Annotated in this window: 13 protein-coding genes; 4 read left to right on the top strand and 9 right to left on the bottom strand. The window is 37.6% G+C overall.

Annotation, left to right across the window (positions count from 1 at the left end):
• Positions 1-303 precede the first annotated feature (303 nt).
• From I589_RS13875 to I589_RS13865, 3 genes are read right to left on the bottom strand one after another with little or no spacing between them, the layout of a single operon-like run.
• Entirely contained in the window at positions 304-1,986 is a 1,683-nt protein-coding gene (locus I589_RS13875; RefSeq protein WP_010768403.1) for a ribonuclease J, read from the bottom strand.
• Between the two features lie 20 nt (positions 1,987-2,006).
• Entirely contained in the window at positions 2,007-2,879 is an 873-nt protein-coding gene (dapA, locus tag I589_RS13870) for a 4-hydroxy-tetrahydrodipicolinate synthase (RefSeq protein ID WP_010768402.1), read from the bottom strand.
• 22 nt (positions 2,880-2,901) lie between these two features.
• Positions 2,902-3,954 carry an aspartate-semialdehyde dehydrogenase gene (locus I589_RS13865; protein WP_010768401.1) on the bottom strand — a complete coding sequence of 351 codons (1,053 nt, stop codon included), beginning with the start codon at positions 3,952-3,954 and terminating at the stop codon, positions 2,902-2,904.
• Between the two features lie 156 nt (positions 3,955-4,110).
• Between I589_RS13865 and I589_RS13860 the strand changes: the two genes are divergently transcribed.
• The 3 genes from I589_RS13860 (at position 4,111) to I589_RS13850 (ending at position 6,948) form a co-directional block, all read left to right on the top strand.
• The gene (locus I589_RS13860; protein ID WP_010768400.1) at positions 4,111-4,572 is read left to right on the top strand and encodes an S-ribosylhomocysteine lyase; all 462 of its coding nucleotides are present in this window, start codon (positions 4,111-4,113) and stop codon (positions 4,570-4,572) included.
• A 190-nt stretch (positions 4,573-4,762) separates the two neighbouring features.
• Positions 4,763-6,280 (top strand): ABC transporter permease, encoded by a 1,518-nt coding sequence (locus I589_RS13855; RefSeq protein WP_010768399.1) that lies wholly within the window; start codon positions 4,763-4,765, stop codon positions 6,278-6,280.
• Positions 6,281-6,291: 11 nt separating this feature from the next.
• Positions 6,292-6,948, top strand: coding sequence for an ABC transporter ATP-binding protein (locus tag I589_RS13850; RefSeq protein WP_010768398.1), 657 nt, complete (start codon positions 6,292-6,294; stop codon positions 6,946-6,948).
• A gap of 169 nt (positions 6,949-7,117) precedes the next feature.
• Here I589_RS13850 and rsgA read toward each other — a convergent pair whose 3' ends face one another.
• The 5 genes from rsgA to I589_RS13825 all read right to left on the bottom strand — a co-directional run bounded on the left by rsgA (position 7,118) and on the right by I589_RS13825 (position 11,093).
• Positions 7,118-8,107 carry a ribosome small subunit-dependent GTPase A gene (gene rsgA, locus I589_RS13845; RefSeq protein ID WP_010768397.1) on the bottom strand — a complete coding sequence of 330 codons (990 nt, stop codon included), beginning with the start codon at positions 8,105-8,107 and terminating at the stop codon, positions 7,118-7,120.
• Between the two features lie 217 nt (positions 8,108-8,324).
• Positions 8,325-8,543 carry a CsbD family protein gene (locus I589_RS13840; RefSeq protein ID WP_010768396.1) on the bottom strand — a complete coding sequence of 73 codons (219 nt, stop codon included), beginning with the start codon at positions 8,541-8,543 and terminating at the stop codon, positions 8,325-8,327.
• A 111-nt stretch (positions 8,544-8,654) separates the two neighbouring features.
• On the bottom strand, positions 8,655-9,248 hold the full coding sequence (locus I589_RS13835) for an alpha/beta hydrolase (protein ID WP_010768395.1): 594 nt from the start codon (positions 9,246-9,248) through the stop codon (positions 8,655-8,657).
• Between the two features lie 178 nt (positions 9,249-9,426).
• Positions 9,427-10,461 carry an aldose epimerase family protein gene (locus tag I589_RS13830; protein ID WP_010768394.1) on the bottom strand — a complete coding sequence of 345 codons (1,035 nt, stop codon included), beginning with the start codon at positions 10,459-10,461 and terminating at the stop codon, positions 9,427-9,429.
• Positions 10,462-10,772: 311 nt separating this feature from the next.
• The gene (locus I589_RS13825; RefSeq protein WP_010768393.1) at positions 10,773-11,093 is read right to left on the bottom strand and encodes a MazG nucleotide pyrophosphohydrolase domain-containing protein; all 321 of its coding nucleotides are present in this window, start codon (positions 11,091-11,093) and stop codon (positions 10,773-10,775) included.
• A 60-nt stretch (positions 11,094-11,153) separates the two neighbouring features.
• On the opposite strand from I589_RS13825, the gene I589_RS13820 reads away from it, so the two are divergent.
• Positions 11,154-11,717: an LOG family protein gene (locus tag I589_RS13820; RefSeq protein ID WP_010768392.1), complete on the top strand. Its 564-nt coding sequence runs from the start codon at positions 11,154-11,156 to the stop codon at positions 11,715-11,717.
• A 155-nt stretch (positions 11,718-11,872) separates the two neighbouring features.
• Here I589_RS13820 and I589_RS13815 read toward each other — a convergent pair whose 3' ends face one another.
• On the bottom strand, positions 11,873-13,363 hold the full coding sequence (locus I589_RS13815) for an AcpB/EbpR/MafR family transcriptional regulator (protein WP_010768391.1): 1,491 nt from the start codon (positions 13,361-13,363) through the stop codon (positions 11,873-11,875).
• Positions 13,364-13,526 lie beyond the last annotated feature (163 nt).

Below are 13,526 nucleotides of genomic sequence, written 5' to 3'. Positions count from 1 at the left end.
AACGTTTCGGATAGCAACATTTATTGTAAAATAATTTATCTTTATAAAATAATTCTTTCTAACACAATATGTAGAGATATTATTAAATAACAAAATTTCAGAAATATCACTTTGTTTATCAACTAGTCCAAATTCCTATTATAAACAAGTGGTCAAAAAATTGATTTCTCTTAAACAATGCGAAATACATTTGAAGCTACTCACTTTTTTTCTCAATCAGTTTTCTTCTATAAAACAAAAACGTGCTTCCTCCAGACAAAAGCACGTAGGCTCTCGTCTGAAGGAAACACGTTTCATTTTAATTTAGTTTTTTGAACGTCTTCTTTGTGTTGCTTCCATGATGACTGGCAAAATAACTGGACGGCGTTTTGTTTGTTCAAATAAATAGCGGCTAAGCTGGTCTCGTATATCTTGTTTTAGTTTACTCCATTCAAAATCGTCATTTTGAAGATGCTTTTCAACGATTTCAGTAATCATTGTCGAGCTTTCTTTTAACAAATCTTTACTTGTCTTAACATAGACAAATCCTCTTGAAGTAATTTGAGGTGCTGAAACAATTTTCTTTTCGCGGCGATTAATTGTTACTACAGCAACAAATATTCCATCCTCAGAAAGAATTTTTCTATCTCGTAGAACAATATTTCCGATATCTCCAACACCTAATCCATCAATCATCACATTTTCAGCAGGTGTCGTGCCAGCCATACTCATACGGCCATTTTTATACTCTAAGATATCTCCACGACCTGTGATGAAAATATCTTTATAAGCCATACCAATTTCATGAGCTAAATCTGCATGGGCTGCCAGCTGACGATATTCACCTTGAATAGGAATAAAGTATTTTGGCTTCATGAAGTTCATCATCAATTGTAAATCGTTTGGATTTGCATGACCTGAAACACGCAAGTTATCAGAAATTTGTTTGACATCGCCACCTGAACGGTAAATCATGTCTTCTGTTTTTGCTACAGTTGTTTCCATCGCTGTTGTCGGTGTTGTTGTAATATAGACTAAATCGCCTTTTTCAATTCGTAAAGAACGATGCGTGCCATTCGCCATTTTTTGTAACGATTTAATTGGCTCACCCATGCGTCCTGTTTCTAAAATCAACAGTTGTTCAGGCGAATAGTTCTTCATTTCTTTTAGTGTGACAAACAAGTCTTCACTCGGCAATTGTAATTTTTCCAAGCGCATTGCTGTACGAATAATTCGTTCGAAGTCCTGTCCGGTTAATACTACTTTCCGCTCAGATTTATACGCTGCATCCAATATTTGTTGAACACGTTGTAAATTACTTGCAACACAAGCGACAATAATACGACCTTCCCAATAACGGATTGTTTCTAAAACTTCATCTGTAATTTGCAGCTCAGAAGCTACCGGTGCAGGATTTTCGGCATTTGATGAATCACTTAAAAGCGCCAGAACCCCTTCTTTTCCAATTTCAGCTAAACGGCTGTAGTCAGTTTGATACATAGGAATTGCTGTTTGATCAAATTTGAAATCACCAGTATAAACGATGCTTCCTTCTTTGGTTTTTAGACTAATTCCAACAGAATCGGGGATTGTATGTGTCGTGCGGAAAAAGCTGACACTTGTTTCACCAAAATCGATTTCTGTATGCTCATCCACCACATGAAATTCTTTAAAGTTCTTTGTTTCTTCATTTCGACTTACACTTAACTTCGCAAGCTCAATCGTAAGCTCTGTTCCAAATACAGGAACATTTAATTTTGAAAGAAAATAAGGCAAAGCCCCAATAGCATCTGCGTGCCCATGCGTTAAAAAGACGCCTGCCACACGATCAGCATTCTCCTCCAAATACGTAAAATCTGGAATGACAATGTCAATTCCTAGTAATTCGTTCTCTGGATATTTCAATCCGCAATCAAGAACGAAAATGTCTTCTCCTACCTCAGCCACGTACATATTTTTACCATTTTCTCGTACGCCACCAAGAGGAATTAGTTTGATGGTACTCAAACACGTTCACCTCTCGTTTTTTATAAATTTAAAATACTTAATATTTGCTCTTTTTCTTTCTCCGTACAAGCAACAAGAGGTAGGCGCAGACCGCCAACATGAATCCCTAACTCATTTAATGCTAATTTTACTGGTGCTGGTGAAGGCACAGAAAATAAAGCATGAACTTTCGGCAGGTATTCTCGCTGAATTTCTGCAGCAGCCGACAACTTTCCATCAGCTAATAATTGAAACATACGATAGATATCATTCCCATAGATATGGCTGGCAACAGAGATAACACCCTGTCCGCCAATTGCTTTTGTTGCAAAGGCCAAACCATCTTCTCCTGTATAAACAAGAAAATCTTTTGGCGCTTTTTCTACCAACTCAGTGATAGCATCCATTCCAGAGCATTCTTTAACTCCAATAATCGTATCAATTTCAGCTAATCGAAGCGTCGTTTCTACATCTAAACTTGCAACGGTTCTCCCAGGTACATTATACAACAAAATAGGTAAATCACTCGCTTTGGCGATTGCTTCAAAATGTCTGTATAATCCTTCCTGATTCGGTTTATTATAATAAGGAACAACAGCAAGACCGGCATCGATTCCTTCCATTTCAGCGATTTCTTTTACAAAATTAACTGAATCTCGTGTATCGTTCGTTCCAACACCACAAATAATTGGCACACGCTTGTCCACAATTCGAATCACCTCTTCAAACAATGTGATTTCTTCATCATGGGTGAGTGTTGGTGACTCTCCCGTTGTTCCTGCTAATATAATTCCATCTGTGTGGCTGCCTAGCAAATGCTCTACTAGTGTTGGCAGCTGTGAAAAATCAATTTCCCCGTGTTCATCAAACGGCGTAACCATCGCCGTGATAATTGATGCGTTTGTCAATTTCATACTTATTCCCTCCCAAAAACATTTACACTCTGACCAAATTCATTTCGTGTAAGGTCTCAGCAATTTGAACAGAGTTCCATGCTGCACCTTTTAATAGATTGTCTGATACGATCCATAGATGGAAGCCATTTTCTACATCTATGTCTTGACGAATCCGTCCAACGAACGTTTCTTTTTTCCCCATGCTTGTTAAAGCCTGTGGATAAATCTGCTGACTTGGATCATCTTGTAAAACAACACCTGGTGCCTTTTTCATCAGTTCTTTCAGTGCATCCGCAGTTGTCGCATCCTTTGTTTCGATATAAACCGATTCTGAATGCCCCATCACTACAGGAATCCGCACACAAGTAGCAACCACCTTTAGCGAATCATCAGACATGATTTTTTTTGTTTCGTGAATCATTTTCCACTCTTCATTTGTGTAGTCCTGCTCACCAAAAACATCAATCTGAGGTAATGCGTTAAATGCAATTGGGTAATGTTTCTTATCTCCTCCAGCAGGCAAAATCTCCGCCTTCAGCTCGTCAGCTGGCTTACCTGAAAGATAGTCTTTTGCTTGTGTTTGCAACTCTTCAATCGCACTTGCTCCTGCTCCTGAAACGGCCTGATAGGTGGATACAAGAATTCGATCTAACCCTACTGCTTGACGAATCGGTTCTAAAGCGACCATCATCTGGATAGTCGAACAATTCGGGTTGGCAATGATTCCCTTGTGTGCCTTAAGGGCTTCTTTATTTACCTCAGGAACAACCAACGGAACCTCTGGATTCATTCGGAAGTGACTGGTATTATCAACAACCACTGCTCCGCGTTTGACTGCCTCTGGTGCAAAAGTTTTTGAAATACTGCCTCCTGCACTAAACAACGCAATATCTACGCCTTCAAAAGAGTCGGCAACGAGCTCCTCAATTGTTACTAACTGCCCTTTAAATGATAGCTGTTTGCCAGCAGAACGCTTAGAGGCTAACAACTTCACTTTTTTTATAGGTAACGTTGTCTGCTCAAGCATCTGAATCATTTTTGTTCCAACCGCGCCTGTTGCACCTACCACCGCAACATGGTATCCATTCTCCATTATTACACCCTCTTCATTTTTTCATAAAAACATGCTTTTCTCATTTTACCACAATTCCCATGATTACTATAGACTCTGTTACTTTTTTTTCATGCATTGAAAGACTCTTTTATTTTTGCTATAGTTTTCATGAATGAATTCTTAGGAGGAAAAAATATGGCACGCGTAGAAAGTTTTGAATTAGACCACGAAAAAGTAAAGGCACCTTATGTTCGTCTGGCAGGAAGTGAATCCAATCAAGGCGTTTTGATACAGAAATATGATTTACGTTTTTTACAGCCCAATCAAGATGCACTTCCAACTGCTGCAATCCACACGCTAGAACACCTGTTAGCAGTGAATCTTAGAGATGAGGTAAAAGGCATCATCGATCTTTCACCAATGGGCTGTCGTACAGGATTTTACCTAATCGTTTGGGGAGAACATTCTCCTGAAGAAATTCGTGATGCCTTGAAAAAAGTCTTAAAAGAGCATGTGGTAGGAACTGACTTTGTCCCTGCCGTTTCTGCCAAAGAATGTGGAAATTATCGAGACCATTCGTTGTTCTCCGCACAGGAATATGCAAAAAAAGTGCTTGAAGAAGGAATTAGTAGCGATCCTTTTGAGCGCCTTGTATAACTTGACTAACTAGTTCACCTAACACACGTAAAGCTGTTTGCCAAAAAAGGCAAACAGCTTTTTCTCTTTCTTTTTAATAACGAATCATATTTTATCCATTTCTTTTTCACAAAAAGTTCGATTTCTTTTAAGTTTCATTTAAGCTGATACCCTTAGAGTCTTCTTGTACGAACTTATTAGGAGGTTTCATATGAATTTTATCAAACGTGCACTAAAAAGTACTTGGAGTAAAAAAGGACGAACCATTTTATTATTAGCTGTGTTCTCCGCCATCCTTATTTTTGTTTTTGCAGGTCTGACCATTCGGAGTGCCGCTCTTTCTGCAACGAATGAAGCGAAAAAAAGCGTTGGCGCAACAGTTACGTTAAGCGCAAATAGGGAAGCGGCTTTTAAACAACAAAAGAATTCATCTGAATCAGAGCGACCAGACCCTGGAAGTTTTAGTTTAACTCCTGTGTCCTTAGAGGACGCACAAAAAATTGCTGCCTTATCTGGCGTAAAAACTTACTCTTTTGAATCTTCTGCTTCTGCTATGGCTGGAAGCAATATCACGCCAATCAGCTCTAATTCAACAGAAAATACTGAGGACACATCAACTTCCGATGAACCCAACTCAAAAGAGGATTCACCAGAAGAAGTACAGGGGTTTCCGGGTGGCGGTGAAATGATGGGTGGCGGCATGACACAAAGCGACTTTCAAATTAGTGGAGTAAGTGCGACTGCCCAAGAAAGTAGCTTCAGTGAAGGAACCTCTACTATTATTGATGGTCAAGGGATAACTGAAGAGGATTTGGAGACAAACAACGTCGTGATTGAAACAAGTTTGGCACAAGCTAATGAGTTAGCAGTTGGTGATTCCTTCACACTTACGAATCCTGATGATGAAGATACTAGCTATAATGTCACTGTGAAAGGCATCTATCAAACAACAGATTCCGGAAACAGTATGGGTATGCGTTTTAATTTTTTAAACCCTTCTAACACAATTTATGCTGCCTATACACTAGCAAACACAATGAATGGCGCTGATTCTGAAAATACCATTGACTCTGCAGTCTATACATTAAATGATCCTCAGGAAATGGATTCCTTCGTTTCAGAAGCCGAAAAATTAATCGACACAGAAAGCTTTACCATCAGCTCAAACGATCAGGCCTATCAGCAAATGCTGCAACCATTAAATAATGTTGCCGATTTCTCTAAAAATATTGTTCTCTTGGTTACCGTTGCCGGTGTGATTATCTTAACCCTTATTGTAATGATGACCATTCGAGAACGCCGTTTTGAAATTGGTGTTCTGTTATCTCTTGGTGAAGCAAGGACAAAAGTAATTCTTCAATTTTTCACAGAAATGGCTATCTGTATGATTTTTGCTTTAGGTATTGCTGGTGTTAGTGGCAATCTGGTAGCAAATTTGGTCGGACAGCAGTTAATTGATCAGCAAACAATAACAGCTCAAAATGACACCCAGCCAGATCAGCTTAATCAAGGAGAAGGAGGTCCTTCTTCAATGGAACGAGGGGGCTTTGGTGGTCAACAAGGAAATCCTTTTGAAGTGTCAGACGAAATTTCAGAGTTAGATATTCAAGTCCATCCAAAAGAATTTGGACTGTTAGCTGTTTTTGCTTTTTTAATTAGCCTATTCTCTGTCTTTTTTGCCTCAATTGGTATCTTAAAAATGAATCCAAAAAAAATATTAATCAGTTAGGAAGATGTCTTATGCTACGCACCGAAAATATTAGTTACTGGTACCAAACAGAAAACGATCCTTTATATACAGACGTTACACTCTCTTTTGAAGCTGGAAAAATGTACGCCATTCTAGGTGCCAGTGGTTCCGGAAAAACAACGTTTCTATCGTTGATTTCAGGATTAGATACACCTAAATCAGGTGAAATTTACTACAACGATCAAGCTATCAATAACATTGGCTTACGCAACTATCGTCGAAAAGACGTCTCTATTATTTTTCAGGCTTATAATTTACTTCCTTATTTATCTGCTTTAGACAATGTTTTAACTGCAATGGAGATTGCCAACAGTCAGCATGATAATCTTCGCCAATATGCACTAGATAACTTAGCACGTGTTGGCATACCTGAGGCGCTTGCCCAACAAAAAATCACCCAGTTATCGGGTGGACAACAGCAACGTGTTGCTATTGTTCGAGCGCTTTGTTGTGATCACCAACTGATAGTCGCAGATGAGCCAACGGGAAACTTAGATGAACAAACATCTAAAGAAATCGTCAAACTGTTTCAAGAAATCGCGCATGAAAAAAACCGTTGCATCATCATTGTTACGCATGAACAAGAAGTTGCTAAAGCTTGTGACTTTGTATATGAACTGAAAAATAAAGTTTTTCAATTAAAATAGACGTACAATAAAACAGCAGATAAAAAGGACGCACCCTTCACCAAAAATGTGAGGAGACGTCCTTTTTTATTTAGTCATTTTCTTTAATAGTGCTGTCAGCCACTAAATTTACGTTTTTTATGAAGTGCAGTATTTACTTAGTTCTCGGTGCTGGAATCGGTCCTTCCAGTTACTCTTCATAATTCTTCTCTCTTCTTTTTGCTTTCTTATTTTGTTGCTTTTCTTTAAATTGTTGACGGCGTTCATTATACTTTTTCTCAGCTTCTAGCTTCCGATAATTCTTTAGACGTTCCTCACTCAATTCTCCTCTGTAGATTGCTGCTTGTACAGCGCACCCCGGCTCTGTCTCATGCTGACAATTTGTAAATTTACAGGTTTGCGCCAGTGATTCGAGTGTCTCAAATGACGAACTATTTTCCGCAAAACCCGAAGCAATTCCTATTTCTCTCATTCCAGGTGTATCAATGATACTGCAGCCGTTTTTCAAAAAGAATAGGGAGCGATTGGTGGTTGTGTGACGTCCTTTAGAATCCTCTTTTCTAACTTCTTTTGTTTTCTGATGGGCATTTTCCACTAGCTGATTGGTTAGGGTTGATTTGCCAACCCCTGAGCTTCCTACAAAGACAATTGTTGCCTTTGGCGCAAGATACGAATCAAGCGCTTGTCTCATATCCATCAACTGATTTACAGAAATAACAGGGATACCCGCTGTTGCCTCTTGTATGTTATTTGACATTTCTATCGCTTGTTCTTCGGTAACTAAGTCTGTTTTCGTTAATAAAATAACCGGATTTGCGCCACTTTCCCACGCAATATAAAGATAACGTTCTAAGCGAGTAAGATTAAAATCATGGTTCGCGCTCATACAGATAAACACTGTATCCACATTTGCAGCAATCGGTTGATTATCCGAGGTAAGACCTGCCATTTTTCTTGTCATCAATGACTTTCTTGGACAGATTGCTGTAATCAGTAATTTGTCAGAATCATACAGCGTTCCTTCAACCCAATCTCCAATCACCGGAAAATCTGAGGGTGTATATGCCTGCTGTTGGAAATGACCACTGACTGTTCCTGTCAATTGTTTTTGCTCTTTTGTTACAACAAAGTATAAATTCCTTGTTTGAAATGTGACTCTTGCTTGTAGCGTTTGTGTCATGTATTTCCTCCTAAAATTTGGAGGCCATCTTCTAGATAGGAGAAACCTCCATTATAATGGTAAAACGGTTTGTATTTTTCATCTGACATTTCCCCTTTCTATAATAGAATTCGCTTTCATTGTAGCAAAAAAAAGCAGCGAAAGAAAGACTCTTCTTTCACTACTTCATGTTCAGCAAGTTTCCTTACCTATCTCTAGGTAGGGGCACTATTTGGTTTTATTTATCTTCTTTTGTAAATTTTTCTTTCACGTGTTCAAAGCCTTCTTTGATATCATCGCCTAAATCACGTGCTTTTTCTTTTACATCTGCACCAAAGGATTGAGCTTTTCCTTCTAACTCTTTGCTTTTATCATCGGCGGCTTTCCCATAAGCTTCTTTTGCTTCACCAACAACTTTGTCTTTTGCATCATTTGCTCTTTTTTCTAAATCTGCCATTTCAAAAATGCCTCCTTTTACTTGATAAAGTAAGCATAGCACGATTTATTCAAGCAAACAAAAATAAAGCATTTTTAATTTTAGACACACTGATAAACAAAATAAATATCCTTAGATTTCGTCTAACCATTTTTTTGCAGCAGTTAATTCTGGCATTGTTAGCTGGTGTCCAGTTTGAGTTAATTCAACCGTAACCTCTGCCCCCTGTGTCTTTAAATTATTCTCTAACTCATCAAACACAGACTTTTCCACAATTGGGTCTCCCGCACCAAACGATAACCAAAATTGTTTTTCAGATAAATCAACCTTCTTATTGACAACCCCTAACGACATTGGGTGAAAGAAGATGCCTTTATTTAGTTTTGTTTCTCTTTCTAAAATAAAATGAGCAGCAATGTTTGCGCCGTTTGAATAGCCGACAATCACCCAATCTTCCAAAGCAATCCCCTGTTCTTCACTCACACGGGTAATTTCAGCCAACAGCTTATCACTCTCTTCTTCAAGACTTTCATAATCAAATTGATTCAGCCCATTTCGTTTAAAGAAGCGGTTCATTCCCTGCTCTTGAATCATCCCTCTAAAAGACAAGACTGTACTCTTATCATCTAAAAACCGGGCAATATCCACTAATGACGTTTCATCTCCGCCAGTGCCATGTAACAACAGTAAATGCTTCCCAGTTCCTTTTTCAAATAAATATTCCATTCCCTACACCTCATTTTACTTACTTTTAATAAGTTAAAGATAGCATGTTTTCATTTTGGCAACAACTATTTCGCTTTTCCTGATTAAATAGTAGACAAAAAAGACGCTTCAAAGGTTCTTGACCTTGAAACGTCTCTTTTGTCAGCCCTACATATATATGAATACATGCTTTTTTTGCTTAATCAGCAATCACTTTATACACCGTTTCTGATTTAAATACTTCTGAAGGTCGAAGAATGATATTTCCAAATCCTTCAAATTCTACAGCTCCCGGCAGTACTTGAGTTTCTAAAGTAATTCCGCCGTGCTGTGCTAGCTGTTGTCCACGCATAACCGGTGCATCTTCACCAAACTGTGCAGTAAAAATGACAACGGATGGTTCAGTGGTCGTCATTTCTACACGAATACTTTCATCAGGAGCCACAATAGTTGCTTGTGGTTTTGAAGCTTCTTTTGAAAAAACAAACGGATGGTCTAATCCATCCACCAACACGTTTTGCTCGTAGTCTGCTTCATACGCTTGCGTCATTAGCTGTGCTGTTTGAAAGTCAAATGGCGTATTTTCCACGGAGCGAATTTCACCTGTCGCTGTTGTATCATCGCCTACCACCACAAACTTATCGGCTGCCACTTGAAGTTTATGTGTATCTGTTGGTTTCGTAACGTCTCCAGTTAAATTGAAATACACATGATTTGTCGGGTTATATAATGTTGCTTTGTCTGTTTTCGCTTCATAATTTAGCTGCCACTCATTTTTATTCGTTAATGTGTAAGTCACTTGCGCGTCTAAATTGCCCGGAAACCCATTTTCTCCATCTGGACTTGTATAAGTGAATGTTACATGTACCCCACGTTCATCTTCAAATGGTTTTGCAGCCCAATAAACTTCCTCAAAGCTGTTTGGTCCCCCATGAAGCGTATTTCCATGCTCTGGCTGTGTAACCACTTGATAAGCTGTTGCGTCAATCTCAAATTGTCCTTTTGTAATTCGACCTGCCACACGGCCAATAGTCGCACCAATATAAGTATCTTTTTCCAAATATTCTTCTGCTGAATCAAAACCTAAAACAATATTTTTGTCACCAGATTGAGTTGGAACCATAAAGTTTACCACTCTAGCACCAAAATCTGTCACTTCCAATTTGTATCCGTTATCATTTTCTAAAATAAATAAAGTTGCTTTTTCTCCAAAAGATCGTTGACTAATTTTCAAATTTTCCACCTCTATTCAATTTAGGTATAGTTTACCACATTTTACTAAATCATTTACCAATTTCATCAAAAAAAGAAGGTCGGACATAACTAATTAAGTTATTCCACACCTTTGTAAAATCTTAATAAACGGCGGGAACAGAAGCAACTCATCTCCACTGCGTTTCGCTCTCAACAACTTCTACGCATGGAACATGCTAGAGTTGAAGGCTTCGAAAATAAGCTGAAATTCCCAAAGATTTGAGGAACAATCTTCGTGAATTCCTTCTTATTTCTCGGAGCTGAACACTTCTGTTCCGACCTCTTTTTCTTTTACTTATCTGAAAATCGTTTTTCTAGTTTTTCTTTATGGGTTTCTACAATTTGTTCTAGTGAAATATCATACTTGTCCGCTAAAATAAAAAGATTGTCTAAAACGTCCCCTAATTCTTCTGTGAGATGCGCTAAAAGCTCTTCTGTTTGCTGTGGTTTCTCATCTGGACGGTCACGACCAATCTCTATACTGCGAATAACTTGTGCTACTTCTCCAGTTTCTTCAAATAAAAAATTCATTCGAATAAATGGATCTAACTGATACCATCCACGCTTTTTGTAAAACTCACTCACCCATGTTTGATAGGCTTTCATATTCATTATTTGTTCGCTCCTTTTTGTGTCTTCTCTATGATATACTATTTTGGCGGAGGGGATAAGATGAAAATTGCAGTTTTTTGCGGAGCTAGTATTGGAAATAAAAAAGAGTTCAAAGAAGACGCACTACGACTAGGAACGTGGATTGGAAAAAATCAGCATACGTTAGTCTATGGTGGTGGAAATGCAGGTCTGATGGGTATTTTAGCAGATTCTGTCTTAGAAAATGGCGGAGAAGTGATTGGCGTAATTCCAGAATTTCTTGTAGAAAGAGAAATTGCCCATCAAGGCCTAACCTCTCTTTACACAGTAGATAATATGCATACCCGAAAAAAGAAAATGATGGACTTAGCGGAATGCTTTATCGCATTACCTGGAGGTCCTGGAACATTGGAGGAAATTACTGAAGTCATTTCTTGGGGACGAGTTGGCGAGCATCAAAAGCCAGCAGTTTTCTTTGATACAAACCATTACTATCAGCTAATTTCGGATTTCTATACACAGATGGTTCATAACGGTTTTCTCACAAAAAAAGATCGAGAAAAACTTCTATTTTCTACAGATCTTGATGAAATCCATCAATTTATTGAGGACTACGAAGCACCTGAAATCCGTCAATATAAATGATTGGCTTTTTGTAGTAAATAAATGGTGGTGAAACGGAATCAGTTAGCTTTGAAAATCAAGTAGTACTGCGCGTCATTGAAAGTAAAACTTCGTGATTTACAGTACCTACTTGGTTCTCGGTGCTGAACTCTTCTCTCCCGATCTCCACCCTCATTTCATTTTCTCTTTTTCAGCTGTTTCTTTTGTTTTGCTTTAATTATATCATCAAATTCTTGTTGTAAAATCAGCCAATCTCTTGTATTTAACTGCGAACGAATAAAAATAGTTTTTTCTGCTTCTGTATCCTCTAATGGAAAGTTTGTTATAACAATATCGTATGCTTCTCTAATTGAAACAAATTTCAAATCATACATTCTTCCAAAGGATGCAATCAGTTTGTCTTGAATTAGTTCCTCAAATAAAATAGCTGAGTCCGTTTCAATAGCGACAATAATCTGTTTTTCTTTTTCTACTAGATTTAAATATTTTAATGCAATCAAAGCATACCTCGGGAATAAATAATCTTTATTGATAAATGTTTCCTTATAATCCGACTTTTGCAAAATAGTGAAAAAATCTTCTAGTTGGCTATTAAAAATTGGGAGTGTTTCCTTTAGTTCATCTGTATATTGATAGTGAGAAACAAACTGAAAATCATGTCTCAAAAGATAGGTTCGGGAGTGACAGCGAATTAATTTTTGAAGCATATCTTCTTTTGCTTCTTCTGGAAACGTTAATTTGAAGTATTTTTCAAAAGATGTAATCCAAAATTGACTCACTCGATACATAGAAGTATTTTGCTTTTGATGTTGTAAAAGTACACTGTTCCACGGACGTTTTTCATTTTTAATGCCAGGGATAATTTCTAGTGCAATGAGAATGGCGGTAAACTCTGATTCATCTGTTGAGATGCCAGCTCCTAAATAAACGTGAGGAATAATTTCTTTCAATGGTTGATAGAAAGTGGTCTTTTCCATAAACTTACAGATAGCTTCCTCTAGTTTTACTCGGTACCCTTGCTCACGTCTTATCCCGCTAATTGCATAGAAATAAGCAAATTTTTCTCGGGCACTTGGACTAAATGACATGTCTAGATGTTCCTCTATCTTCTTAACTACCGCTAAAACTTTCTCACGTTTTATCTGATGAAATGGCCATTTTGCTCCACGAAAAATCGTCCAGTACAATTGAAAATAAAAATGGCGGACATCTTCTTCCTTTCCTATAAGAGCACGTTCAATTAGCGAAATTCTTAACTGTTTTGGTTTTAATAATTCATTTACTTTTTTCAGTTTCCGACGCATGGAAGAGTTACTAACATAATATTCTTTACAAAACTGTTCCAATGAAAAAAATTCTTTGTAAAAAAATTGTTCAATTAAATTAAGTGTGATATTTTCTTCCATGATAGATAAATACACTTTTTGAATACTGAAATGACGGTTACGGAAATAATCAATCTTTTGATTGTTTACTTTAAGTAAAATCTCTTCTGGTTTAAAATGAGTATCAATTCTCGTTTCCAGCATCTCTAAATATTTGCGAACTGTATTTCTGGAATGCTCTGTGTCCTTGGTAATCCCTTCAATAGTATAAGGGGTCAGCTGACAATCAATTCGTTCCAATAATTCCAACTCTATCCGTTCGTTTGCCTCTAACCATACCATAAAGCATCCCTCCTTCTAAGCCAATTTAGCTATTTAGATTAAACCACTATATAAAAAATAAGTAAAACAAAAATGTTCTTTTCCACTATTTTTTCATGCTATAAAACAGCGATTTTCTCCTTATATTCATCCAATTTCCATTTCTTGAAATATTCCCATAGTC

Origin of the sequence: Enterococcus phoeniculicola ATCC BAA-412, assembly GCF_000407505.1 — a bacterium.
GTDB classification, from domain to species: Bacteria; Bacillota; Bacilli; order Lactobacillales; family Enterococcaceae; genus Enterococcus_K; species Enterococcus_K phoeniculicola.
This window is presented reverse-complemented; position numbering and strand designations above follow the sequence as displayed.

Bases quoted from the DNA above. Each gene is read 5' to 3' on its own strand.
- rsgA (WP_010768397.1), bottom strand. From the start codon at position 8,107: ATGACACAAACGCTACAAGCAAGAGTCACATTTCAAACAAGGAATTTA.
- I589_RS13865 (WP_010768401.1), bottom strand. From the start codon at position 3,954: ATGGAGAATGGATACCATGTTGCGGTGGTAGGTGCAACAGGCGCGGTT.
- I589_RS13820 (WP_010768392.1), top strand. From the start codon at position 11,154: ATGAAAATTGCAGTTTTTTGCGGAGCTAGTATTGGAAATAAAAAAGAG.
- I589_RS13840 (WP_010768396.1), bottom strand. From the start codon at position 8,543: ATGGCAGATTTAGAAAAAAGAGCAAATGATGCAAAAGACAAAGTTGTT.
- I589_RS13850 (WP_010768398.1), top strand. From the start codon at position 6,292: ATGCTACGCACCGAAAATATTAGTTACTGGTACCAAACAGAAAACGAT.
- I589_RS13825 (WP_010768393.1), bottom strand. From the start codon at position 11,093: ATGAATATGAAAGCCTATCAAACATGGGTGAGTGAGTTTTACAAAAAG.
- I589_RS13860 (WP_010768400.1), top strand. From the start codon at position 4,111: ATGGCACGCGTAGAAAGTTTTGAATTAGACCACGAAAAAGTAAAGGCA.
- I589_RS13815 (WP_010768391.1), bottom strand. From the start codon at position 13,363: ATGGTATGGTTAGAGGCAAACGAACGGATAGAGTTGGAATTATTGGAA.
- I589_RS13855 (WP_010768399.1), top strand. From the start codon at position 4,763: ATGAATTTTATCAAACGTGCACTAAAAAGTACTTGGAGTAAAAAAGGA.
- I589_RS13835 (WP_010768395.1), bottom strand. From the start codon at position 9,248: ATGGAATATTTATTTGAAAAAGGAACTGGGAAGCATTTACTGTTGTTA.
- dapA (WP_010768402.1), bottom strand. From the start codon at position 2,879: ATGAAATTGACAAACGCATCAATTATCACGGCGATGGTTACGCCGTTT.